This is a genomic window from Corynebacterium camporealensis, from assembly GCF_000980815.1.
GTDB classification, from domain to species: domain Bacteria; phylum Actinomycetota; class Actinomycetes; order Mycobacteriales; family Mycobacteriaceae; genus Corynebacterium; species Corynebacterium camporealense.
Map to the genome: position 1 here is coordinate 1,543,766 of NZ_CP011311.1, position 22,831 is coordinate 1,566,596.

At 60.8% G+C, this 22,831-nt stretch carries 23 protein-coding genes; 4 read left to right on the forward strand and 19 right to left on the reverse strand.

Annotated elements, in window-relative coordinates; translation table 11 throughout:
- Window positions 1-6 precede the first annotated feature (6 nt).
- Window positions 7-435: a LapA family protein gene (locus UL81_RS07225; protein WP_035105046.1), complete on the forward strand. Its 429-nt coding sequence runs from the start codon at window positions 7-9 to the stop codon at window positions 433-435.
- Window positions 436-512: 77 nt separating this feature from the next.
- On the opposite strand, the gene UL81_RS07230 is transcribed toward UL81_RS07225, so the two are convergent.
- From UL81_RS07230 to rpsB, 5 genes are all read right to left on the reverse strand, one after another.
- Complete coding sequence (locus UL81_RS07230) at window positions 513-1,403, reverse strand: phosphatidate cytidylyltransferase (RefSeq protein ID WP_179944085.1); 891 nt, start codon at window positions 1,401-1,403, stop codon at window positions 513-515.
- Window positions 1,404-1,492: 89 nt separating this feature from the next.
- Entirely contained in the window at window positions 1,493-2,050 is a 558-nt protein-coding gene (gene frr / locus UL81_RS07235) for a ribosome recycling factor (RefSeq protein ID WP_035105048.1), read from the reverse strand.
- Between the two features lie 56 nt (window positions 2,051-2,106).
- Window positions 2,107-2,805, reverse strand: a complete 699-nt coding sequence (gene pyrH / locus UL81_RS07240; RefSeq protein WP_046453682.1) for a UMP kinase — start codon at window positions 2,803-2,805, stop codon at window positions 2,107-2,109.
- A gap of 199 nt (window positions 2,806-3,004) precedes the next feature.
- Window positions 3,005-3,817 (reverse strand): translation elongation factor Ts, encoded by an 813-nt coding sequence (gene tsf, locus UL81_RS07245; RefSeq protein ID WP_035105054.1) that lies wholly within the window; start codon window positions 3,815-3,817, stop codon window positions 3,005-3,007.
- A 221-nt stretch (window positions 3,818-4,038) separates the two neighbouring features.
- Window positions 4,039-4,845: a 30S ribosomal protein S2 gene (gene rpsB / locus UL81_RS07250; protein WP_035105057.1), complete on the reverse strand. Its 807-nt coding sequence runs from the start codon at window positions 4,843-4,845 to the stop codon at window positions 4,039-4,041.
- 375 nt (window positions 4,846-5,220) lie between these two features.
- Between rpsB and UL81_RS07255 the strand changes: the two genes are divergently transcribed.
- Window positions 5,221-5,727: a M23 family metallopeptidase gene (locus UL81_RS07255; protein WP_035105059.1), complete on the forward strand. Its 507-nt coding sequence runs from the start codon at window positions 5,221-5,223 to the stop codon at window positions 5,725-5,727.
- Here UL81_RS07255 and UL81_RS07260 read toward each other — a convergent pair.
- The 13 genes from UL81_RS07260 to rpsP all read right to left on the reverse strand — a co-directional run bounded on the left by UL81_RS07260 (window position 5,724) and on the right by rpsP (window position 17,305).
- Window positions 5,724-6,623 (reverse strand): tyrosine recombinase XerC, encoded by a 900-nt coding sequence (locus UL81_RS07260; protein ID WP_035105062.1) that lies wholly within the window; start codon window positions 6,621-6,623, stop codon window positions 5,724-5,726. The two genes, UL81_RS07255 and UL81_RS07260, sit on opposite strands and share 4 nt — an antisense overlap.
- 25 nt (window positions 6,624-6,648) lie before the next feature.
- Window positions 6,649-7,836, reverse strand: a complete 1,188-nt coding sequence (dprA, locus tag UL81_RS07265; protein WP_035105064.1) for a DNA-processing protein DprA — start codon at window positions 7,834-7,836, stop codon at window positions 6,649-6,651.
- The gene (locus UL81_RS07270; protein ID WP_035105067.1) at window positions 7,833-9,419 is read right to left on the reverse strand and encodes a YifB family Mg chelatase-like AAA ATPase; all 1,587 of its coding nucleotides are present in this window, start codon (window positions 9,417-9,419) and stop codon (window positions 7,833-7,835) included. The genes dprA and UL81_RS07270 overlap by 4 nt, the downstream gene beginning before the upstream one ends.
- The gene (locus tag UL81_RS07275; RefSeq protein WP_035105070.1) at window positions 9,406-9,777 is read right to left on the reverse strand and encodes a YraN family protein; all 372 of its coding nucleotides are present in this window, start codon (window positions 9,775-9,777) and stop codon (window positions 9,406-9,408) included. The genes UL81_RS07270 and UL81_RS07275 overlap by 14 nt, the downstream gene beginning before the upstream one ends.
- A gap of 205 nt (window positions 9,778-9,982) precedes the next feature.
- Window positions 9,983-10,288 (reverse strand): DUF2469 domain-containing protein, encoded by a 306-nt coding sequence (locus UL81_RS07280; protein ID WP_035105073.1) that lies wholly within the window; start codon window positions 10,286-10,288, stop codon window positions 9,983-9,985.
- Window positions 10,289-10,353: 65 nt separating this feature from the next.
- Window positions 10,354-10,995, reverse strand: coding sequence for a ribonuclease HII (locus UL81_RS07285; RefSeq protein WP_035105076.1), 642 nt, complete (start codon window positions 10,993-10,995; stop codon window positions 10,354-10,356).
- Window positions 10,996-11,715 carry a signal peptidase I gene (gene lepB / locus UL81_RS07290; RefSeq protein WP_035105078.1) on the reverse strand — a complete coding sequence of 240 codons (720 nt, stop codon included), beginning with the start codon at window positions 11,713-11,715 and terminating at the stop codon, window positions 10,996-10,998.
- The gene (gene lepB / locus UL81_RS07295; protein ID WP_046453684.1) at window positions 11,693-12,385 is read right to left on the reverse strand and encodes a signal peptidase I; all 693 of its coding nucleotides are present in this window, start codon (window positions 12,383-12,385) and stop codon (window positions 11,693-11,695) included. Before lepB (UL81_RS07295) ends, lepB (UL81_RS07290) begins: the two co-directional genes overlap by 23 nt.
- A 197-nt stretch (window positions 12,386-12,582) precedes the next feature.
- Window positions 12,583-12,927, reverse strand: a complete 345-nt coding sequence (gene rplS, locus UL81_RS07300) for a 50S ribosomal protein L19 (RefSeq protein WP_035105085.1) — start codon at window positions 12,925-12,927, stop codon at window positions 12,583-12,585.
- A gap of 117 nt (window positions 12,928-13,044) precedes the next feature.
- Window positions 13,045-15,318 carry a Tex family protein gene (locus UL81_RS07305; protein WP_046453435.1) on the reverse strand — a complete coding sequence of 758 codons (2,274 nt, stop codon included), beginning with the start codon at window positions 15,316-15,318 and terminating at the stop codon, window positions 13,045-13,047.
- A gap of 64 nt (window positions 15,319-15,382) precedes the next feature.
- On the reverse strand, window positions 15,383-16,225 hold the full coding sequence (trmD, locus tag UL81_RS07310; protein ID WP_035105087.1) for a tRNA (guanosine(37)-N1)-methyltransferase TrmD: 843 nt from the start codon (window positions 16,223-16,225) through the stop codon (window positions 15,383-15,385).
- Window positions 16,222-16,722: a ribosome maturation factor RimM gene (gene rimM / locus UL81_RS07315; protein ID WP_046453436.1), complete on the reverse strand. Its 501-nt coding sequence runs from the start codon at window positions 16,720-16,722 to the stop codon at window positions 16,222-16,224. Before rimM ends, trmD begins: the two co-directional genes overlap by 4 nt.
- Window positions 16,723-16,813: 91 nt before the next feature.
- Window positions 16,814-17,305, reverse strand: coding sequence for a 30S ribosomal protein S16 (gene rpsP / locus UL81_RS07320; RefSeq protein WP_035105089.1), 492 nt, complete (start codon window positions 17,303-17,305; stop codon window positions 16,814-16,816).
- 314 nt (window positions 17,306-17,619) lie between these two features.
- Here rpsP and UL81_RS07325 point away from each other — a divergent pair, with 314 nt between their 5' ends.
- Together UL81_RS07325 and UL81_RS07330 are read left to right on the forward strand one after the other, a co-directional pair.
- Window positions 17,620-19,884, forward strand: a complete 2,265-nt coding sequence (locus tag UL81_RS07325; RefSeq protein WP_035105091.1) for an acyltransferase family protein — start codon at window positions 17,620-17,622, stop codon at window positions 19,882-19,884.
- 115 nt (window positions 19,885-19,999) lie between these two features.
- Entirely contained in the window at window positions 20,000-21,091 is a 1,092-nt protein-coding gene (locus UL81_RS07330; RefSeq protein ID WP_052097711.1) for an HNH endonuclease signature motif containing protein, read from the forward strand.
- 53 nt (window positions 21,092-21,144) lie between these two features.
- Here the strand turns inward: UL81_RS07330 and ffh are convergent, their stop codons facing one another.
- Complete coding sequence (gene ffh, locus UL81_RS07335) at window positions 21,145-22,791, reverse strand: signal recognition particle protein (protein ID WP_035105093.1); 1,647 nt, start codon at window positions 22,789-22,791, stop codon at window positions 21,145-21,147.
- Between the last annotated feature and the right edge of the window lie 40 nt (window positions 22,792-22,831).

Genomic DNA, 22,831 nt, shown 5'->3' on the forward strand with positions numbered 1-22,831 from the left:
GGGGATATGACTGAGCCCAATAATACAGCCCGCAACAATTCCAACGAGCTGCCTGACTTCGAGCCCACGGAGACCACCGCTCCGGAACCAGCGCCAGAGACTGCACCGGAGCCTACCCGCACGCCTGACGATGCCCCGGACTACACCACCCCGACTACCTTCCCGGAGTCCAACAACAAGGGCACCCAGGACAAAGGCCGCACCCTGGCAGCCAGCACCTGGGCCGGGCTGATTATTGGCTTCCTGCTGCTTATCTTGCTCATTGTGTTCATCATGCAGAACCAGCAGCAGGTTCCGATTAATTTCCTCGGCTGGTCCGGCACCTTCCCCGCCGGTATCGCTTACCTGATCTGCACCATCTTCGGCGCGCTCATCATGGCGCTGGTCGGTGGCTGGCGCATGTTTGAGCTGCGCCGCCAAGCGCGTAAAAAATAGGATTTTTTACGCGGGTTAGGTTAGGCTTCCGCCCTCCCCTGTTCGGTTAAGGCGTCAGGTCTGCGTTCGGCTACTTGTTAGCCGAACGTGCCGAGGAAGCTAAACGCCACCCAGGTGACCATCGCCGAGGGCAGCATGCCATCGAGGCGATCCATGAGGCCGCCGTGGCCAGGCAGGATGTTCGACATGTCTTTAATGCCGAGCTCGCGCTTGAACTGGGATTCCACCAGGTCGCCGAGGGTGGCACAGAAGACGAAGATTAAGCCCATGAGTGCGCCAACCCAAGCATCGTGATGCAGTAGCAGCTTCACCGACAGTGCACCGGTGACAACGCCAAAGAGGATAGAGCCGCCGAAGCCTTCCCAGGACTTCTTGGGGCTGACAGCTGGTGCCATGGGGTGCGAGCCGAACATGACGCCGAAGACGTAGCCGCCGACATCGGAAGCAACCACGCACAGCATAAACGTAATGATCGATGCGGTGCCGGAGGCAAAAGGAGTCGTCGTCAGCGACAACATCGCGGCAAAAGAACCGAACAGTGGCACCCAGGTCAGCACGAAGATGCCAACCGACATATCGCGCAGATAGTTAATCGGTGGGCGGTGGCGGCCGTTGTGGAATAACCGGCCGAACATTAACACCAGCACTGCGGTGACATAGACCGCGACCAGGCCGGGTGCGCCGAAAGGCCAAGACACCCAGACCATCGCTTGGCCGAGAATAATCAGCAGCGTGCGCGGGACGTAGTAGGAGTGCTCGCGCAGGCGGGTGAGCACTTCCCACATGCCCACGCCAATGGCGGTGGCAACCACGAGGTACCACGCCGGCACACCAATCCAGATCGCCAGAACGACGATGGCACCCAGCCCCACGCCGACGCCGATGGCAGCAGGCAAGTTACGACCGGCAGAGTTTTTCGGCCGTGGCAAACGATGGCTGCTGCGCAATCGACTGCTAGGTTCGCTCACTGGTATTCCTTCTTATGCGGCTATAGCGTGCGGGGGCTGGGCTAGAAAAGTGCCGCCGGCCTAAGGCGCGGCGGCTACTGTGTGGAAGTTTAAACCTCCATCAATTCGTTTTCTTTGTTTTCGACCAGTTCATCAACCTGGTCGATGTAGCCGGAGGTAATCTTTTCCATTTCCTTCTCGGCTGCGATGACCTCGTCCTCACCGGCGTCGCCATCTTTTTGCAGCTTCTTCAGCTGCTCCATGGCCTTGCGGCGGATGTTGCGGATAGCAATCTTTCCGTCCTCGCCCTTGGACTTGGCCAGCTTGACCATTTCCTTACGACGTTCCTCGGTCAGCTGCGGCACGGTCACGCGCAGCACCTGACCATCGTTAGTCGGGTTAACGCCCAGGTCCGAGTTACGGATAGCATTTTCGATCTCGTGGATCATGGACTGCTCATAAGGCTTAATCAGCAGCATGCGCGGTTCCGGAACCGAGACGGTAGCCATCTGAGTAATCGGAGTCGGAACACCGTAGTATTCAGCAACCAAGCCGTTGAACATCGAAGGGTTGGCGCGGCCGGTGCGGATGGTGACCAGCTGCTCGCGGGTGTGCTCTACGGAAGCGGTCATGTGCTCTTCGGCGTCGAGCTGAATCTCGTCGATCATGCGGGTTAATTCTCCCTAAGTTTGTGGGTGTAACTGTGTTGAATCTAGCAGGTTATCTAGTCAGCTTGTGAGGACTGAACCAGCGTGCCGATTTGTTCGCCCGCCACAGCGCGTGCAATGTTGCCCTCGGTCAACAGGTTGAAGACCAGAATTGGCATGTCGTTGTCCATGCACAGGCTGAAAGCGGTGGCATCGGCGACCTTGAGGCCCTTTTCGATGACCTCGCGGGGCGTGATTTCATCGAAAAGCTCCGCGTCCGGGTTGGTGCGCGGGTCATCGGAGTACACGCCATCGACGCCCTTGGCCAAGAAGAGCACCTCTGCACCGATTTCCAGCGCGCGCTGTGCGGCGGTGGTGTCAGTGGAGAAGTACGGCATGCCCATGCCTGCGCCGAAGATGACCACGCGGCCCTTTTCCAGGTGGCGGTCAGCGCGCAGCGGCAGGTAAGGCTCGGCAATCTGAGCCATGTTGATAGAAGTCTGCACGCGGCAGTCGATGCCCTGCTGCTTGAGGAAGTCCTGCAGCGCCAGGGAGTTCATCACGGTGCCCAGCATGCCCATGTAGTCCGAACGGGCGCGGTCCATGCCACGCTGAGACAGCTCAGCACCGCGGAAGAAGTTACCGCCGCCAATAACCACGGCGACTTCGGTGCCAGTGGAGGCAACTTCAGCGATCTGGCGGGCGACATTTTCCACCACATCCGGGTCGATGCCGACCTTGCCGCCGCCGAACATTTCACCGCCTAGCTTAAGCATTACTCGCTTGTATCCGGTTCGCTTGCTCTCGGCAGTAGTCACGCCCTCATCGTCTCCTTAACGCGTCGTGTAGGTCCGTTCCATCTTACCCACAACTAAGGCGTTGACTCACATCCGCGAGGACCTGCTAAAACGCCGACACCCCCACGGTCAGAAAGTGCATTCTGACGACGTGGGGGTGAAGGTTAAAAGGTGGGGTTTAAGCGCCGACCTCGTAGCGGACGAAGCCCTTGATGGTGGTGCCAGCCTCTTCTGCGACCTGCTTGACGGTCTTCTTGGAGTCAGACAGGGAAGCCTGCTCCAGCAGAACAATGGACTTGAAGAAGCCGTTCAGGCGGCCTTCCACGATCTTCGGCAGTGCAGCCTCCGGCTTGCCCTCCTCGCGGGTGGTAGCCTCAGCGATTTCGCGCTCCTTCTCGACAACCTCAGCCGGAACCTCATCGCGGGTGAGGTACTCAGCCTTCATCGCAGCAATCTGCATTGCGGCAGCGTGTGCGCCTTCTGCGTTGCCCTCGTAGGAGACCAGAACGCCCACTGCCGGCGGCAGGTCAGCGGAACGCTGGTGCAGGTAAACCTCAACGTTGTCGCCTTCGATGGTGACTGCACGGCGTGCCTGCAGCTTCTCACCGGTCTTAGCGGACTCTTCCGCAACGACCTCAGAAACCGGCTTGCCGTCCAGCTCCAGAGCGTTGAGCTCTTCGCCGGAGTTGACCTTTGCCTCGCCTGCAGCTTCAGCAATCTTGGCTGCGAAGGACTTGAAAGCGTCGTTCTTAGCAACGAAGTCGGTCTCGCAGTTGATCTCGACCATGGTGTTGCCGGAGACAGCAACCAGGCCCTCGGTAGCCTCACGCTCAGCGCGCTTGGAGACGTTCTTAGCGCCCTTGATGCGCAGGATCTCAACAGCCTTGTCGTAGTCGCCGTTGGCCTCTTCCAGGGCCTTCTTGCAATCGAGCATGCCGGAGCCGGTAGATTCGCGCAGTGCCTTAACGTCTGCAGCAGTGTAGTTCGCCATAGTTGGGGCGATCCTCCTTGGGTTCAAACAGTATTCGTTGAAATAGCGTAGCCGACGAGCACTTATCGTGCCCGTTGCGGGGTGGATGTATTTTCAGCCCCGCCCAGCCTACGTGAAAACCAAGCCCCCGTCGTCGTGTATCCACGAGCGCGGGGGCTAATAGTTTAAAGTCACACTCTGTTTCCTGCTAGAGCAGGAAACAGCCAGAATGTTGTGACTATTTACTCTGCGGATTCAGCGGATGCCGGATCGGATGCAGCGGCTGCTTCCTTAGCATCGCGTGCGTCCTTCTCAGCAGAATCGCCGGCAGCTTCCTTAGCTGCGGCCAGCTGGCGCTCCTCGCGAGCCTTCTTGCCCTCGTCCACTGCGGAGGCAACGATGCCGGTCAGCAGCTTGGTGGAGCGGATAGCGTCGTCGTTGCCCGGGATCGGGAAGTCGACCTCGTCCGGATCGCAGTTGGTGTCCAGGATGGCAACAACCGGGATGTTGAGCTTGTGAGCTTCCTTGACCGCGATGTGCTCCTTGTTGGTGTCAACGATCCACAGTGCGGACGGAGCCTTGGTCATATCGGAGATGCCGCCGAGAACGCGCTCCAGCTTGGTGCGCTCGCGGTTGAGCATCAGAACTTCCTTCTTGGTACGGCCCTTGTAGCCGTCCTCTGCGGCATCCATTGCCTGCAGTTCCTTCATGCGCTTCAGGCGCTTGGAAACGGTCTGGAAGTTGGTCAGCATGCCACCGAGCCAGCGGTGGTTAACGTACGGCATACCAACGCGCTCGGCCTCTTCAGCAACGGCTTCCTGAGCCTGCTTCTTGGTGCCGACGAACAGGATGGTGCCGCCGTGTGCAACGGTTTCCTTGACAAACTCGTATGCCTCATCGATGTAGGTCAGAGTCTGCTGCAGGTCGATGATGTAGATGCCGTTACGGTCGGTGAAGATGAAACGACGCATCTTCGGATTCCAGCGACGGGTCTGGTGGCCAAAGTGCACACCAGCGTCGAGGAGCTCGCGCATGGTTACAACTGCCATGATTCGCTCGCTTTCTGTTTTCGAATTTAGGTTTTGAACAAAGAAAATGTGCGGTGTTTTATTCCGCACCCTAGCAACGAAGGCCCAGGCCAACACCCCAATTACTATGGGGACCACGTCGGCGCGGACTGTCGCAACCTTAAAAAGCAGGAAGCAACTTCTTCGTCGCGCGTAGTCAGCGCATCTGAAACCCAGACACACTGCTGCGCTAAATAATAGCGTTGCGCTGGCATGTTTTCAAAACTAAGACACGCTTGACGATGCCCCACCTCACCGGCGTCACTTCCACCTCACCTGTCCCAGCGCGCGGGAGTTATCCACAGGCTGAGCAATTGACCCTTCCGCTTGACCTGTGGGGCCCGAAACATAGCAGGTATGAAACCTTTAACTCATTTTCGTCCCCTGTCCCTACTCATTGCTCTTCCTTTAGCCGCGGCTTTAAGCGCAGGCCTGCACGAGGCCGATGCGTATGTCGATCCCACCAGTGGCGAGCCGCTCCCCAACCGGGTCTTACGCGGCTTTGACCCACCGGAGCAGAAATGGCTCGCCGGCCACCGCGGCGTCGACCTGGACTTAAACGTCGGCGAGGAAGTTCTTGCCGCCGGTTCCGGTGTCATCGCTTTCGCCGGCAGCGTGGCCGGCACACCAACCATTTCCATTGATCATCCCGACGGCATCCGCACCACCTACCAACCCGTCCACGCGCGCGTAAGTCGCGGCGACATGGTCTTCGAAGGCGACGTGATTGGCACGCTTGGCCATCCCTTCGACGGCTACCCCGGCCTGCACTGGGGCGCCCGGGTGGACAAAGATGACTACATCGATCCGCTCGAGCTTCTCGATGCCCCCATCATCCGCCTCAAACCCTTAGACGCCGCCTAAGCCCGCGGGTGCGCCTGACTGTAGACATCTTTGAGCCTTTGCGCCGAGACGTGCGTATAAATCTGCGTGGTCTGCAGTGAGGAGTGTCCCAGTACTTCTTGCACCACGCGCAGGTCCGCCCCGCCTTCCAGTAGGTGTGTCGCCGCGCTGTGACGCAGACCGTGCGGGCTTAATCCCGGCGCGCCGGTGACTTGTGCTGCCTTCTCCACAATCCTGCGCACCTGACGCGGGTCAATGCGCGCGCCTCGCTTGCCGACGAACAACGCCTGCTCATCCTTCGCCATCTCCGGACGTGCCTTGTCAATCCATTCGGCAAGCGCGTCTGCGGCAGCCTGCCCAAAAGGCACCACGCGCTGCTTATTACCCTTACCGGTCACCCGTGCCGTGCGGCGCTGCAGGTCCACGTCCACCACGTTGAGGCCGACGAGCTCTGCTACGCGCATACCCGTGGCATAGAGCAGCTCCAGCATCGCCGAGTCACGCAGGAACTCCTCTTCGCTTTCCGATGCCGCATTCCCCATCAGCTCGCCAGCATCCTTTTCACTCAACACCGTCGGCAGGTGCTGGCCGACCTTCGGACTGCTTAGCCGCGCTGCCACATCTTTGTCCAGGTAGCCTTCGCGGCACGCCCACGTCGAAAACGCCCGCGCCGCCGCAGTACGCCGAGCCAGCGTCGCCCGCGACTTGCCTTCATCGACAGCCTTGCCCAACCACGCGCGCAGTGCGCTCAAGTCAAACTCCGCAAACGTGGCAATCTCGCCTGCCAGATTCTTTAAATCCGAGGTATATCCCTTCACCGTGGCAGGCGAACGCCCCAGCACCTGGAGTTGGTACTCGGCGAAGTCCGCAATGGCTTCAGCCAGCTGTCCAGATACTGGGGCGTTGTTCGGGGTCATGCCCCGTTAGTTTACTCGTGTCACATTACTCGTCGATAGCGCGTTGCCAGACCCTCCCCTGCCTCGTCACAATCCCCTGCTTTTCCAACGCCACCAGAATGTGAATGCACAGCGGCAGCCGCATACCCGCATCCCGGGCAATCTCTTCCGCACTCACCCCACACTCCGCATGCGTGGGTGGTGTGGCATCAAAAATCCGCAGTTCATTCCGCGACAGTCGCTGCGAGGTGCTCGCGCTAAACTCCAGCTCGTATTGCCCGCCCGGATCCACCGTGCCGACCTTGCTCATCAGCGCGCGTGCCTCCTCCCCGGAGGTCACCAACTGCGCGCGCCCATCCTGGATGCGCAGATGACAGCCCAACGACCCAGTGGTCGTCACCGGGCCCGGTACAGCCATCGTCACCCGACCGAATGCTTCTGCCCAATTCATCGTGTTCAGTGCGCCCGAGCGGAATGCTGCTTCCACCACGACCGTGCCAGCAGTTAGCGCCGCGGTGAGACGATTACGCGATAAGAAACGATGCCGCTGCGGCGTTGTGCCGGGAGGAAATTCCGCCACAATTGCGCCTGCCTGGGCAATCTCGTCGAACATTTTCTCGTTGCGCGCCGGGTAGACATAGTCGATGCCACAGGAGTTAATCGCCACGGTTTGCCCGCCGGCCTCCATCGCCATCTCGTGAGCTGCCGAATCCACACCCAACGCACCACCAGAGACCACCGTCCAGTGGTTCTGCGCAAAATCAGCAGCAAACATACGCGTGGCCTCCCTGCCATAGCGCGTAATCGCCCGCGTGCCCACCACCGCGACGGACTGCGCCACCAGCCCTCTCAAGTCCCCACCGCGTACCCACAACGCATGCGGTGGGACGGCTTGGGAGCCGAAGGTCGACGGCGCATCAACACCGCCATGCCCAAAGAAGCCAAAGCTGCGGGAGAACTCCTCGGCAGGCCACTCAGGCGACTCCGGCGTAATCAACCGCGCGCCGACCTTTTCGGCTGAGGCGATGTCTTCATCCTGACGCAACCAATCCCGGCGCGCCGCGGTCTCCTCCCGTAGCGCACCAATCCAGTCAGCCTGGTGGTAAATGCCGTGCGCAATCTCATCGACCGGGTACTCCTCCAACAGCGCGTGCAGGGTATGCGAGGGCCCTTCAATCACTCGATTGAGATACACCCACGCATGCAGCGGCGTGGTTAGTTTCAGCTCACTCATGCCGCCAGCCTTTCCAGCCCCGCGCCACCGCGCAGCTCCAGCGCCTGGCCGACGTGCTCCAGGTCAGGCTGCTCTGCTCCCGCTAGGTCCGCCAGGGTCCACGCCATGCGCAGCACGCGGTCCACCCCTCGTTGACTCAACTCACCTTGGGCAAGGTATGCACCCAACATGAGCATGGAATCTTCCGATGCCGGACGATGCCTCCTTAAATACGCACCCGAGACCTCCCCATTGTGGCTGGCCTCCAGACCTGCTTTCGCCCAGCGTTCCTGCGCGCGCTCACGGGCTACTTGCACACGCTGGGCAATCGCGATGGAAGGCTCTTCGTCTGCTGCGTGCAAGGCAGCCGATTGGCCTTTGAGCTCCACAATCATGTCCAAGCGATCGCGTAGCGGACCAGACAGATTCGACAGATAGTTCTGCCGCGCAGTCGCCTTGCACCGGCACTGGCTAGGGTCTTCGGCAGCACACCGACACGGGTTCGCTGCCATCACCAGCTGGAAACGCGCCGGGTAAGCAACCTCCCGGCGCGCCCGGGCCAAGCGCACCTGGCCTTCCTCCAGTGGTGCGCGCAAGCCATCCAGGATAGTGGCTGGCACTTCGGAGACCTCGTCGAGAAACAGCACACCGTGATGGGCCAGGCTTACTGCCCCAGGGCGCGGATTGCCGGAACCGCCACCAAGCAGTGCCGCCCTGGTGACCGAAGCGTGCGGGGCAATAAACGGTGCTTGGTCGACCACCTGTCCAGGTTTGCCCGCAATGGAGTGAATCGCGGTCGCCTCGACGGACTTGTCAGTATCCAACGTGGGCAAAATCGACGGCAAGCGCGCAGCAATCATCGACTTGCCACTGCCCGGCGGGCCAATCATCAGCAGATGATGCCCACCTGCCGCAGCCACCTCGGCGGCCCACTTCGCGTGGTGCTGGCCTGCGATATCGGCAAAATCCAAGTCACTGCGCTGGGTGGGCAACGCCGTCGGTGCGCTCACACTACTGACAGGCGGTAGCTTGCGATGCCCACACGCCCACGCAAACGCATCCTGCAGCGTCGGTGCCACCAGCACCCGCATGTCGGAGACCAGCGTGGCCTCCTGTGCATTGCCCGGCGGGATGACAATCGTGTCGTAGCCTGCAGCGCGTGCTGTCAGCAGCGCAGGGATAATGCCAGCGACCGGTTTGACGCTGCCATCGAGGCCTAATTCGCCGAGGACGAGGGCATCGGAAAGCTGTGCGCAGGGATGCTCGCCTTGGAAAGTATCGAAACCCCCGCCCACCGGGGACAACAAGCCCTTCTCCCGGGCCAACCCCGCACACAGAACCGCCAGCGCCATGGGCAGGTCGAAATGCGAGCCAGACTTCGGCAGGGAGGCCGGCGACATCGAGACCACAATCTTGGTCTTCGGCCAAGCCAGCTGCGAATTGGCCACCGCGGTGCGGATGCGGTCGCGGGATTCCGAAATCGCGGTATCCGCAAGCCCCACTACTTGGATACCGGGCAGGCCCGCGCCGACGTAAGCCTCAACCGCTACCGGGTGCGCTATCACGCCTTCTAAAGCCACAGTGTGGCATTTACCCAGCGCCATTGCCCACCCCCGGGAAATACTCCACGTCAAAGCCCTGGCCATTAACCACCAGGGCAATCACGTCAAAGCGCACCGTGGATAACGGCTTACCGTTCAGCCACTGTGCTGCCGCCTTGCGCATCCGTTTCAGCTTCCGCGGGGTGACTGCCTCTGCCACCCCAAAGGCCGCTGTCGAGCGGGTTTTGACCTCGACGAACGCAATCATGCCGTCAGGTTCTTTGACAATCAGGTCTAATTCGCCACAGGCGTAATGAACGTTGGCCGCCACGATCGTGGCACCACGCTCGCGGAAATACTGCGCGGCAAAGGCTTCTCCCCTTTTGCCTAAAGCAGTGCGTTTTCGAGTCCGGGTAATCACTAAAAATTCTCCGTATCAGCTAGAAGATGTACACATGCACCTTCCAGCCCACCGGAGTTACACACGCTGCAACAGGGAAGAAAAACACAGCGCCCTAGCTGTGGAAGAAAACGGCACGTTTGAGCGCTTTTTATCCACAACTAGGGCGCGGGCACGCTGGCCCTTTAAGTGCGACGGGAACCATAAGATTCCCCAGATTCACCGGCTAGTCCGGCATGACGAACTCTGGCTTGTCCAACTCTTCGATGTTGACGTCTTTGTACGTAATCACGCGCACGTAGCGAACGAAACGGGCGGAACGGTACATATCCCACACCCACGCATCGGACATGCGCACCTCGTAGTAGACGTCCGAACCCGTCGTATGCGGGATGAGTTCGACCGCATTAGCCAGGTAGAAACGACGCTCGGTTTCTACCACATAAGAAAACTGGCTGACGACATCCCGGTACTCGCGGTATAAAGACAGCTCGACTTCTGCCTCGTAGTTATCGAGTTCCTCAGCGCTCACGGCGGCCTCCCAACGATGTCGATTTTTACTCGCCACAGCTTAACCCGCCGCGAGCCCAAATCCGGCTAGGCGCGCGCGAGAAACACCGCATGGGCACGCGCCACATTGGCATAACTGTGCCGATGCACCGGGCTCGCGCCCAGCTTTTCGATGCCCTCCTGGTGCACCTTGGTCCCATAACCCTTATGACCCGCCAACCCGTAGCCGGGGTATTGCTGGTCGAGTTCCTCCATCAGGTGGTCCCGGGATACTTTGGCCAGCACGCTTGCTGCGGCAATGCACCGCGCGGCAGCATCCCCGCCAATCATGGGCAGTTGCGGGCAGGTCAGGCCGGGGATGAAGAGGGCATCGGAAAGCACGTAGCGTGGACGGTGCTCCAGCTGGGCCACTGCCCTACGCATGCCGGAAGTATTGGCGCGCTGGATGCCAAACTTATCGATGTCCGCAGGCCCCACATGCACGATGGACCACGCAAGCGCGCGGTCCATAATGATGGGGAAAAGTTGCTCCCTGCGCGCCGGGGAGAGCTTCTTGGAATCCGTAAGCTTGTCGAGCTCCGGAATGATGCGGTCGGGCAGAATGCACGCAGCCATCGTGATAGGCCCCGCACACGCCCCGCGGCCGGCCTCATCCACCCCTGCCACCGGACCTAAGCCCGCCTTCGACAAGGCGACTTCATAGGTGCGAAGTTGCTTTAAGCGTCGCACTTAAAGCTCCACGTGCTCAACCGACCCGATGCGGCTTAATGGCAACACGACGGCCTCGACCTTGCCGCGCACGTTGTCGACTGGCACGGTGCCCTGCAAGACGTCGCCGATATGCCCGCGGGAGTCAACGGAGTTGGTGCGGTTATCGCCCATCATCCACAAGTGATCGGCCGGGACCTGGATGGGCCCGAAATACTCGCCACCGCAGGCATCGGACCCGGTTTCCGGATCCACAGGGACTTCCGCGGGGGTCTGGATGAAGTCCTGGTTGGTGGGCTGGCCATCGACCATCACCGCCGGGTCACCGGGCTGGCAGGACACCGTCTGCCCACCGGTGGCAATGACGCGCTTGACCAGAATGTTTTCGCCGTTCGGGTACAGCCCCACCGCGGAGGCTAGGTTTTGCACCCCGCGCGCTACGACGTTGTCAGAGCGCGGCACCTCAAAGCCGGTGTTCCAGGCGTCCGGGCCTTCGAAGACGACGACATCGCCAGGTGCAGGCTCAGCGAAGTAGTAGCTAAGCTTTTGCACCGCGATGCGGTCATTGCTACAGCCTTGACACCCGTGCAACGTGGGCTCCATCGAACCGGACGGGATGATATACATCCGCCCCACGATGGCCTGAAACGCCACCAACAGGACAAAGCCAATCAGCACTGGCCACAGAAAGTCCCGGGTGCGCAGCCGCGGTTCGGGATTAGCCTTGGATGTCGGGGTCATCAATACCGCCGATACGCCCGAACGGGAAGAAGACGAACATCACCTTGCCGCGCACGTTCTCCACCGGGATGGTGCCCTGGTAGGCATCGTCGATGTGGTAGCGCGAATCGGCCGACGCGGTGCGGTTATCGCCCATCATCCACAGGTGGTCTTCCGGCACGGTGATCGGGCCGAAGTACTGGCCACCGCATTCCTCAGACCCCGTAGACGGGTCGACCGGGTAGGTCGCCGGCTGCTGGATGTAAGACTGGTCGATCGGCTTGCCGTCCACCATCACTGCCGGGTCGCCTGCCTGGCAGGACACGGTCTGACCACCGGTAGCAATCACACGCTTGACCAAGGTGTTCTCGTCCGGCGGAGCCAGCGAGACAAAGCTCAACACGTCCTGGATGGTGTGCAGCACCGGGTTATCCGAGCGCGGCGAGGTATACATCATGTTCCAGTCTTCGGTGCCTTCGAAGACGATGACATCGCCAGGCTCCGGGTCCGAGCCGTAGTAGCTAATCTTCTCAGTGAAGATGCGGTCGTTGGTACAGCCCTCACAACCGTGCAGCGTCGGCTCCATCGACCCGGACGGGATGACGTATTGCCTGCCGATGAAGTTCTGGAACAACCCGACGACCACCAACACCGCAACGATGACCAGCAGGGTTTCCAGCAGCCAGTGCATCTGCTTCTTCTCGCCCTGCTCGGCATCGTCAGCCTTGCGGGCGTGTCCTTTTTCTGGTTGCGCGGCGGCGTTGTCATAAGTCACGCGCTAAATCCTAGCAACCGCGCCCCCTATCGCTACTATCGCCGCCCGGCATGCCAACAAAACGGCGAAATCCCCGCCACCACAGCTGGTGACGGGGACCAAGGCGCAATCGCTTAGCGACGCTCCTTAATACGAGCCTTCTTACCACGCAGGTCGCGCAGGTAGTACAGCTTCGCGCGGCGTACGCGGCCACGGCGGGAGACCTTGATGGTATCGATGTTCGGGGAGTGAACCGGGAAGGTACGCTCCACACCGATGCCGAAGGAGACCTTGCGGACGGTGAAGGTCTCGCGGATGCCGGAACCCTGGCGGCGGATGCACACGCCCTTGAACAGCTGTGTACGCTCGGTGTTGCCCTCGATGACCTTGACGTCTACGTCGAGGGTGTCGCCCGGGCGGAAGGACGGGATGTCATCGCGCAGCTGTGCTGCATCGACCTTGTCAAGAATGTTGCTCATAGCAGTTTCCTTTTCAGTTTAAGACAGAGGACCCTAGCGGCCATGCGGCCTAACCGGTTCGTGCCTGTTACATAGAACGATGTTCCATCATTCCACACCTTCTACCCTGGGCACAAACTAGGCCAGACCAGCCTTCTTCAGCGCGTCGGCCATGGAGCCTTGCTTTGCGATGCCTCGTTGTCCGCCCTTCTCCTTCTTCCGCGGGGCGCGGCGCTTTTCCTTGTTTTTCCGATGAGCCCGGTCCTGCCCGGGCTCATCGTCGAGGCGCAGCGACAATCCGATGCGCTGGCGCTCGACATCGACATCCATGACTTTGACCTTGACCACTTCGCCAGAGCGCACGACCTCGTGCGGGTCGGAGACGTACTTGTGGCTCATGGCCGAGACGTGCACCAGGCCGTCCTGGTGGACTCCGACGTCGACGAAGGCGCCGAAGGCCGCGACGTTGGTGACCGTGCCCTCCAAAATCATGCCAGGGGTCAAGTCGGATACCTTGTTCACACCTTCTTTGAAGGTGGCGGTCTTAAACTCCGGGCGCGGGTCGCGGCCGGGCTTGTCCAGCTCGGCGATGATATCGACCACGGTCGGCTCACCGAAGGTGTCATCAGCAAAATCAGCCGGGCGCAGCTTCTGCAGCACACGGGTGTTGCCGATGAGCTCCTTAACGCTCAAGCCCGTGGAATCAGCAATGCGCGCGACCACCGGGTAGGCCTCCGGGTGGACTGCCGAGGCGTCCAACGGATCGGAACCGGCGTTGATGCGCAGGAAGCCTGCGGATTGCTCGAAAGCCTTCGGTCCCAGACGTGGAACCTTCTTGAGCTCCTTGCGGGAGTGAAAGCTGCCGTGTTCGTCGCGGTAGGCCACGATGTTGCCGGCAATGGTGGCGTTGACGCCGGCGACGCGCTCGAGCAGGGGTGCCGAGGCAGTATTCAGATCCACGCCGACACCGTTGACGGCGTCTTCCACGACACCGTCCAGGGTACGAGCCAGCGCAGACTGGTTAACGTCGTGCTGGTACTGGCCGACACCGATCGCCTTCGGGTCGATCTTGACCAATTCGGCCAGCGGGTCCTGCAGGCGACGCGCAATCGAGACCGCACCGCGCAGGGAAACATCCATATCCGGGAATTCCTCTTCGGCCAGCGGGGATGCCGAGTACACCGACGCACCCGATTCCGAGACCACCACCGGCGTCGGGCGCTTCCCGCCCGCCTTGACAATCCAGTCCGCGACTTCGCCGGCAAGTTTTTCCGACTCGCGCGAGGCCGTACCGTTGCCCACCGCAATCAGATCGATCGAATACTGCGCTGCCAGCGTGGAGAGCTTCTCGACAGCCTGCGACCACCGGTTCTGCGGCTGGTGCGGATACACAATCGCGGTATCGAGCACCTTGCCGGTCGGATCGATAACCGCGCACTTCACGCCATTGCGATAGCCCGGGTCCAGACCCAAGGTGGCGCGCTGGCCTGCAGGTGCTGCCAGCAGCACGTCGCGCAGGTTCTTCGCGAAGACCTGCAATGCGCCCTCTTCGGCGATTTCTTTGAGGCGCATGCGGGTATCCAGTCCGGAGGAGACATAGAGTTTGGTGCGCCAGCCCCAGCGCACGGCATCGGAAAGCCATGCCGAGCGGTCCGTGGCCAGGTCGAAGCGACGGGCAATCAGGTCCTGGTACTCCGCGTCCTCACCGGCATCGAGGTGGAGCTGCAGTACGCCTTCGCTCTCACCGCGCAGCAGCGCCAGGATGCGGTGCGAGGGCAGGGAGGCAAAAGGCTCGGAGAAATCAAAGTAGTCCTTGTACTTCGCGCCTTCGTTTTCCTTGCCGGCAACCACGCCAGCGCGCATGGTGCCCTCGTTAAACATCTTCTCGCGCACCTGGCCCACCAGGTCTGCATCCAGTGCAAAGCGGTCAATGAGAATCGCGCGGGCGCCCTCCAGTGCCTTCTTGGCTTCAGGGAATCCTTCACTCAGGTACTCCCCTGCCAGCGCCTCCGGGTCCGCGGCAGGGTCGTCGATAAGCGCGTCAGTCAGCGGCTCCAGGCCCGCCTCGCGTGCGGTATCCGCCTTGGTCTTGCGGCGCTTCTTATACGGCAGGCAGAGGTCTTCGAGGCGTGCTTTGGTCTCGCAGGCTTCGATGCGGGCGCGGAGTGCATCGTCAAGCTTGCCCTGCTCCTCGATGGCCGCCAACACCGTCTGCTTGCGCTCCTCCAGCTCGCGCAGGTAGGTGGCGCGCTCTTCAATCTGGCGCAGCTGGGTATCATCCAGCCCACCCGTTGCTTCCTTGCGATAACGGGCAATAAACGGCACCGTATTACCCTGCTCAAGCAGGTCCAACGCCGCCTGGACGCCCGACTGGGGCAGGTTCAGTTCAGCAGCGATCGTCGAAGCGATCATGCACAACCTTCTTCCGGTAGGTTCGATTTTCTAACTCACCAAACCTACCGCACGAATTGCCGGGCTAGTCGCGCAGGCTGTCCAGGAACGCGCGGTCAGCCTTGCTCAGCTCGACGTCGTCGAGCAGTTCGGGACGGTGCTGCCAGGTACGCAGCAGGGATTGCTCGCGACGCCAGCGGTCCACCTTGGCGTGATTGCCCGAGGTCAACACCTCCGGGACCTCCAGCCCGCGCCACTGACGCGGTTTGGTGTAGCTCGGGCCTTCCAGCAGGCCGTCGGAGAAGGAATCCTCCTCGTGCGAGCGCTGATTGCCCAGCACGCCGGGGACGAGGCGCACGACGGCCTCGGCGATCACGAGCGTGGCGACCTCGCCACCGATAAGCACGTAATCGCCAATGGAGACCTCGCGCACGCGGTAGCGCTTCTCGGCGTCCTCGACCACGCGCTGGTCAATGCCCTCATAACGCCCGCACGCAAACACGATGTGCTGCTCCGCCGACCACGCCTGTGCATCGGCCTGGGTAAAAGGCTTTCCCGCAGGAGTCGGCACGATGAGCAATGGCTTATCGATGCCTTCTTCTCCCCCACCATATCCTTGCGGGGTCACCCCTGCCACATCGTCGCGACGCGGCTTGTTCAGGTGCGGTAAGGAACTTTCCAGGTCGGGGGTGGAAGTGCTGCCGGTGGCAACATCGTCAAGCGCAGGGCCCCAGACCTCAGGCTTCATGACCATGCCGGGCCCGCCGCCAAAGGGAGTGTCATCGACGGATTTGTGCCGGTCGGTGGCCCACTGGCGCAGGTCGTGTACGCCGACGGCGAGCTTGCCCTGTTCGATGGCCTTGCCTAACAGCGCGTGGCGCAGCGGGTCGAGGTACTCGGGGAAAATGGTGATGACATCGAGTCTCACAGGTCCAGTAGTCCTTCCGGCGGATCCATCGTGAGCGTGCCGGCCTCCAGGTCGACCTCGGGCACGATTTCTTCCACGAACGGCACCAGGGCCTCCTTGCCGCTATCTAAGCGAACTTCCAACAAGGATTGGGTGGGGCCGTGAGTGATGCCGGTGATGGTGCCGACGACGGAGCCATCGATAAGCGCGTGCAAACCTTCCAGCTCATGGTCGTAGAAGCCCTCATCGTCGTCGTGGTCTAACGGTGGGGCGAAGAACTTGGTACCGCGCAGGCTATCAGCGGCGGTACGGTCCGGGATTTCTTCAAAACGCACCAGCAGGCGGCCCTTGTGCGGGCGGGCGGCAGTAATGGTGAGCTGGTGCTCCTTGCCGGCCTGCTGGCCTGTGAGCACCTCACCGACTGCGAAACGCACCTCTGGCTCATCCGTGGTCGGTTCGATGACCACTTCGCCTTTAATACCGTGGGATTTGATAACCCGCCCAATGTGTAAATCCATGCCCCATAGAATAACCAGGCGGGTGATAAAACGGCGAAAGCTCGCCCCTGCCATGATGGGCAGTGCGAGCTTTATTGGTACGCGCGAGGAATTACTCGGCGGACTCTTCAGCCTTCTCCTCAGCGTCAGCCTCGGCCTCAGCAGCGGCAGCAGCCTCTGCTTCTTCCTTAGCCTTCTTGGCCTCAGCTTCTTCCTTGGCCTTCTGCTTCTTCTGGGTAATAGCCTCGATGGACGGGCCCTCGTTGGCCTCAGCCAGAGCAGCGTTGAACAGGTCCAGCTTGGACGGCTTCTCCTCGGCCACCTTCAGGGTGCCCTCAGCGCCCGGCAGGCCCTTGTGCTTCTGCCAGTCGCCAGTGACCTTCAGCAGTGCGAGAACCGGCTCGGTCGGCTGTGCGCCAACGCCCAGCCAGTACTGTGCGCGCTCGGAATCGATCTGGATGAGGGATGGCTCCTGCTTCGGCTGGTAGATGCCGATGTTCTCGATGACGCGGCCTGCACGACGGGTGCGGGCATCAGCGATGACAACGCGGTACTCAGCGTTACGGATCTTACCCATACGCTGCAGCTTGATCTTAACGGCCATGATTGGCTCCTTTTCTAGTCACTGGGCAGTTCTTATGACACGCGCCTTATCGTGCGGCGCGCCGGTTCAACCCTTGGATTTAGCCTGCGTGTGACGTACCGGCCGACCGTAGTCGGTGGCGGTGTTACGCAGATTAAGTTGTACTGTTAGACGCACTATGTGCGAATAACCCCCAAAATCTTAGCGGTTGGGGTGGAAAAAGAGAAATTGGGCACCTTGTCGGCGTCGCCTTTAGGAATACCAGTTGGTTGCGGAGTAACCTATGAGTCGCTTTTCGTTCAATCCGGCCCTCGCCAGCGTTGTGAAAGACGTATATGACTAAAGAATCTCCCCGAAATTTTCGTTACCGTTATGACCTCGACGGTCTCCGCGGCATCGCTATCGGACTTGTGGTCATCTACCACGTCTTCGTCGGCCGCGTCTCCGGCGGCGTGGACGTCTTCCTGCTGCTTTCTGGCTATTTCTTCTTAGGCTCGCAGCTGCGTTATGCGGGCAAACCTAATGCGTCGCTGAATCCTTGGTGGCCCATTTGGCGTACTTTACGACGCCTCGTCCCCGCCCTGGTCCTCACCGTCGGCGTGACCTATCTGCTGGTGCGTTTTATTACCCCGCAGCAGATGCGCGATGAGTTCACCAGCCAAATCACTGCCTCATTGTTGTACTTCCAGAACTGGGAGTTAGCGTCGCAGGATGCGGATTACGCGGCGGCATCGGCAAGCACCTCGCCTTTGCAGCACCTGTGGTCGATGTCGGTGCAGGGCCAGTTCTACCTGGCGGCCATCGTGTTTGCCTTGATTTTGGCTGCGGTGATGCGCCTGCGCCCGTCCACGCCGAAGATGGCAGCGCGACGCTTTCCGACGGTCCACCAGATCGCCGGACCGATTTTGATCGTGGTGACCATTGCGTCGTTTATTTATGCTTCGCGCTTTGGTCTGTACGGCACTCCGGATAACTACTACTCCACCTTCTCTCGTGCGTGGGAGTTGACCTTAGGCGCGGTCCTGGCGATTTATGGTGCCAAGCTGGTACTACCTTCCCGCCTGGCCGATGTCGCTACCGGCTTTGGTATGCTGTGCCTGATTTTTACCGGCGCACTGATTGCTGATTCCACCGCCTACCCGGGCCCGCTGTCCCTACTGCCGCTGGGTGGCGCCGTACTGATTATTCTGGGCGGCGGTGGCCGAATTTCGAAGGCGATGGCCTCCAAGCAGGCCCGCTGGCTGGGTGATATCGCCTACCCGCTGTACCTGTGGCACTGGCCACTGCTCATTGTCTCTACCGTGGCGCTCGAGATGGAACAGCCCACCTGGTGGTTGGGCATCATCATTGTGCTGGTCTCACTGGTGCTGGCGGACTTGACGCACCGGTTCATCGAAAAGCCTTTGCGCCAGCACCGCAAGCGCCCGCTTGCCGATGACCTGCCGGTCAACCGCGCGCTGTCTTCCATGCGCCAGCCAGCCGGTGCCTTCCGTGCTGCCGGTGGTGTGCTGGTGGGTATCTGCGTGATTGCGGTGCTAGCGATTCAGCCGCTGCGCGCGAACCAGGTGACCTCGGCAGAGGGCCAGAACCTGGATCCGCAGCAGTACCCTGGCGTGATGGCTTTTGTCGACGACCTCGAGGCGCCTGAGGGCATGGAGGTCAAACCGGATCCGATTCTGGTTGGTGGCATCATGCCGCCGGTGGCCACCCAGCACTGTTTCGTGGCTGAAGGCCTGCCTGCTGACTTCATCCCCGAGCTGGATAAGGACGGCAATCCGTGTATCTTCGGCGACCCGGATGCAGAGAAGACCGTCTATCTGGTTGGTGGCTCGCACGCGGAACAGTGGGCGTCGCCGCTGGATAAGTTGGGCAAGGAAATGGGCTTTAAGCTCGTGCCGATGCTGCGTCAGGCCTGCCCGATTGAGCTGGGCCCGGAAGCAACCGTCACCCCGGAGTGCGCCGAGTGGGGTCAGCTGGTCACCGACCGCATCGTCGAAGAAAAGCCGGATTTGGTGGTGTCGAATACCACCCGTCCGCAGGGTGCCTTTGGCCATGGCCCGGACCTGGTGCCGGCTGGCTATGTGGCCTTCTGGGACGTACTGGCCGAAAATGATATTCCGTTTATGGGCTTCCGCGATAATCCGTGGGGCTTTGACGGCGAAGGTGCACCGGTCGAATTCGACGAGTGCTACATCGGTACCGAGGATGCCGTCGGTTGTGGCATGCGTGCCGAGCAGGTCTACGAACCTGTCGACCCAGGTTCGGTGATGCTGGCGAACTACGAAAACATGCTCGCTATCGATACCGCGCCGTGGTTCTGCAACGCTGAAGGCGAGTGCCCGGTCGTGATTGGCAACATCATGGCGTACCGCGATATGCACCACATCTCGAATGCGTTGGCTGATTCCGCCAAGCCTTTGATTGCTGATGCCATGCGTCCCTTCCTCGAGGGCGAGCGCGTCCAGCAACAAATGCCTGCGCTTCCCGATGAAGCCCCGCTGCCCACCTCCGAACCTGCCGCCCCACCAGTGGTCGAGGAGGCCCCGGAAGTCGGCAACCCGGTGCCGTATCCGGGCGTGGCGGCCGGTACTGCGGTATAAAACCCCATCCCCTTTTAGACTGAAGTTTTGGGCGATCGGTTCCGAAAATTTCGAAAATGGGGACAATCTCACTTTTGCTTGATAACCAGGGGTTTTGTCCTTTAACTTGGGTGGCATGACCACCGAAGAAGACGCACTGAGCGTATACCGCCAGCCCGGGTTGACTCTGCTCCAGCACTCGCTGGAGCGCCCGGGCGCGCTCGCGCGTGGGTTGGACATGACCTACCAGGAAGTCTCTGCCTGGAAGCACGCCGCCCGCATCTACTTCGGCCCGACCCGCTTTACTAGTAAGCAAAAAGAAGCCGTCCGCTTGGCTGACGGCTACTCGATTTCCCGTCTGCTGCGCATTGAGCGCTTTGCCAAGCGCGTTGAGGATGAATCAGAACGCTGGCGCTTCCGTCTCGATGCCCTGGCGTTTGATGGTACTGCGGACGAGCTGTGCCGCTACCTCAAGTCCGAGACGGAAGAGAAATCCATCCCACCGGTGGAGCCCAAACGTGGCACGAACGTGATTCAGCACAGTGAGAACACCTGGAGTTTCACGATGCGTGATGAACCAGCGCGCATCGCACAGCTGCTGAAGTCACTGGGCGTGACGGGTTCTGAGGAACGCCTGGACAAAATCTGGTCAATGCTTTCTGACGGCGGTCAGCTGGCCGAGCCTGCCTATCGCAGCGTTATTGCTATTGGGCTGGATGACTTTATGAAGGTCATTGGCGGCCAGGGTGATGACGTGGTGCTGGGCTGTTCGGATGGTACCACCATGACCGGCGCCGAATACTTGGCGCACCTTCTGGCAGGCCGGATAGGCCAAGACATGTTTGCAGGGCTCTACCACCCGTGTGAGGGCCCGGTGAACCTGTACGAGTGCCGTGCGGCGAGCTTCAAGCAGCGCATCCTGGCTATCTCGGAGCAGTTGGCCTGTGCGTGGGATAACTGCCCGACTCCGTCGGATCACTGCGAGGTTCACCACATCGTGGGCCACAAGATGGGTGGTCAGACCAAGCCGACGAACCTGACGATGTTGTGTAAGTACCACAACGGAGTGATAGGCAGTACCGACCCCACTGACATGCACGGCCCGCGGCCCAAACGCGGATATGTGCGACGGGATGATGGTCGGGTGGTCTACCAGCCACCGGGTAAGGAACCGCCCAGAACCAACCCGCGCCCCGCGGCGAAGTTGGGCGCGATGGCGTTAGTGTAAACTCCCAAAACCCCGAGTAGCCGGCCTGTTGGCCGGCTACTCGTCGTGGGTTTTTACTTCTTACCCTTACCGAAGTTCAGGTTATCCAGGTCGATGTTCTCCATACCCGGAGGCATCTTCATGCCGCCTGGCATGCCCGGCATTCCGCCGCCACCGCCCATTTGCTGCTGCATCTTCTGTAGATCTTCCATGGATGGCATACCGCCTGGCATCCCCGGCATGCCTCCTGGCATACCTGGCATGCCGCCGCCGGGCATTTGTGGTCCGCGGTTACCGCCGCGGCCCTTGCCCTTCTTGCGCTTGCCGTTTTTGCCCTTGCGACCTTTAGGCTTCTTCTTGGTCGCCTTGCGGCCACCACCCATGCCGAATTGGCCGGCCATCTTGGACATCATCTTCTTGGCTTCGTTGAAGCGCTCGATGAGCTGGTTGACATCGGAGACGGTGACGCCGGAGCCGTTGGCGATGCGCTTGCGTCGGGAAGCATTGAGAATCTTCGGGTTCTCGCGCTCCGCAGGGGTCATACCGCGGATAATGGCCTGGATGCGGTCGAGCTGCTTTTCGTCGACCATGGCGGCCATGTCGTTCATCTGCTTGCCGCCGGGCATCATCTTCAGAAGGTTGCCGATAGGACCCATCTTGCGGATCATCAGCATCTGATCCAAGAAGTCATTCAGGGTCATCTCGCCCGAAGAAATCTTGGTGGCAGCAGCCTGGGCCTTTTCCTGATCTAAGGTGGCCTCGGCCTGCTCGATGAGCGAGAGCATATCGCCCATGCCGAGGATGCGGCTGGCCATGCGCTCTGGGTGGAAAACATCGAAGTCTTCGAGCTTCTCGCCAGAGGAGGCGTACATGATCGGCTTGCCGGTGACCTCACGGATGGACAGCGCGGCGCCACCGCGGGCATCGCCATCCAGCTTGGTCAGGACGACGCCGGTGAAGTCGACGCCATCGCGGAAGGCCTCGGCGGTCTGGACGGCGTCCTGGCCGATCATGGAGTCGATGACGAAGAAGACCTCGTCCGGGTTGACCGCATCGCGAATGTTGCGCGCCTGGGTCATCAGGGTCTCGTCAATACCGAGGCGACCTGCGGTATCGATAATGACCACGTCGTGCTGGCTGCGCTTGGCTTCCTCGATACCCTGCTGGGCCACCGCCACCGGGTCACCATGCGAGGTGCCCATCTCGTGCTCGTGGGAATCCAGCGAGGTGCCCGGGTCTGGGGCAAACGTGGTGACGTCGGCACGCTTGCCGACGATTTCCAGCTGCTGCACCGCACCTGGACGCTGCAGGTCACAGGCGACCAGCATTGGGGTATGGCCCTGCTTGGCGAGGTGCTTGGCCAGCTTGCCGGCCAGGGTGGTCTTACCGGCACCTTGCAGACCAGCCAGCATGATGACGGTCGGCGGGTTCTTGGCCAGGTTGATTCGGCGGGTTTCGCCACCGAGGATGTCGATGAGCTCCTCGTTGACGATCTTGATAACCTGCTGGGCCGGGTTCAACGCCTCAGAAACTTCAGCGCCGGCCGCCCGCTGCTTGATGCGCTTGATAAAGCCGCGCACCACGGTCAGCGAGACGTCGGCTTCGAGCAGGGCCAGGCGGATTTCACGCGCGGTGGCGTTAATGTCGGCTTCGGTCAGCTTGCCTTTTCCGCGCAAGCCAGACAGGGCGGATTGCAGGCGGTCTGATAGAGACTCAAACACTACTTCGTCGCTCCCCTTGGATTAGATAAGTTAAGTTCAA

What these genes read in the sequence shown, in the direction of transcription:
- rimM (WP_046453436.1), bottom strand. Translation starts at nt 16,722, where the DNA reads ATGGATTTACACATTGGGCGGGTTATCAAATCCCACGGTATTAAAGGC.
- UL81_RS07270 (WP_035105067.1), bottom strand. Translation starts at nt 9,419, where the DNA reads ATGGCGCTGGGTAAATGCCACACTGTGGCTTTAGAAGGCGTGATAGCG.
- frr (WP_035105048.1), bottom strand. Translation starts at nt 2,050, where the DNA reads ATGATCGACGAGATTCAGCTCGACGCCGAAGAGCACATGACCGCTTCC.
- lepB (WP_035105078.1), bottom strand. Translation starts at nt 11,715, where the DNA reads ATGACCCCGACATCCAAGGCTAATCCCGAACCGCGGCTGCGCACCCGG.
- UL81_RS07330 (WP_052097711.1), top strand. Translation starts at nt 20,000, where the DNA reads ATGACCACCGAAGAAGACGCACTGAGCGTATACCGCCAGCCCGGGTTG.
- UL81_RS07260 (WP_035105062.1), bottom strand. Translation starts at nt 6,623, where the DNA reads ATGACCCCGAACAACGCCCCAGTATCTGGACAGCTGGCTGAAGCCATT.
- rpsB (WP_035105057.1), bottom strand. Translation starts at nt 4,845, where the DNA reads ATGGCAGTTGTAACCATGCGCGAGCTCCTCGACGCTGGTGTGCACTTT.
- dprA (WP_035105064.1), bottom strand. Translation starts at nt 7,836, where the DNA reads ATGAGTGAGCTGAAACTAACCACGCCGCTGCATGCGTGGGTGTATCTC.
- UL81_RS07305 (WP_046453435.1), bottom strand. Translation starts at nt 15,318, where the DNA reads ATGATCGCTTCGACGATCGCTGCTGAACTGAACCTGCCCCAGTCGGGC.
- lepB (WP_046453684.1), bottom strand. Translation starts at nt 12,385, where the DNA reads ATGCACTGGCTGCTGGAAACCCTGCTGGTCATCGTTGCGGTGTTGGTG.
- UL81_RS07255 (WP_035105059.1), top strand. Translation starts at nt 5,221, where the DNA reads ATGAAACCTTTAACTCATTTTCGTCCCCTGTCCCTACTCATTGCTCTT.
- UL81_RS07325 (WP_035105091.1), top strand. Translation starts at nt 17,620, where the DNA reads ATGACTAAAGAATCTCCCCGAAATTTTCGTTACCGTTATGACCTCGAC.
- pyrH (WP_046453682.1), bottom strand. Translation starts at nt 2,805, where the DNA reads ATGCTTAAGCTAGGCGGTGAAATGTTCGGCGGCGGCAAGGTCGGCATC.
- rplS (WP_035105085.1), bottom strand. Translation starts at nt 12,927, where the DNA reads ATGAGCAACATTCTTGACAAGGTCGATGCAGCACAGCTGCGCGATGAC.
- UL81_RS07225 (WP_035105046.1), top strand. Translation starts at nt 7, where the DNA reads ATGACTGAGCCCAATAATACAGCCCGCAACAATTCCAACGAGCTGCCT.
- tsf (WP_035105054.1), bottom strand. Translation starts at nt 3,817, where the DNA reads ATGGCGAACTACACTGCTGCAGACGTTAAGGCACTGCGCGAATCTACC.
- rpsP (WP_035105089.1), bottom strand. Translation starts at nt 17,305, where the DNA reads ATGGCCGTTAAGATCAAGCTGCAGCGTATGGGTAAGATCCGTAACGCT.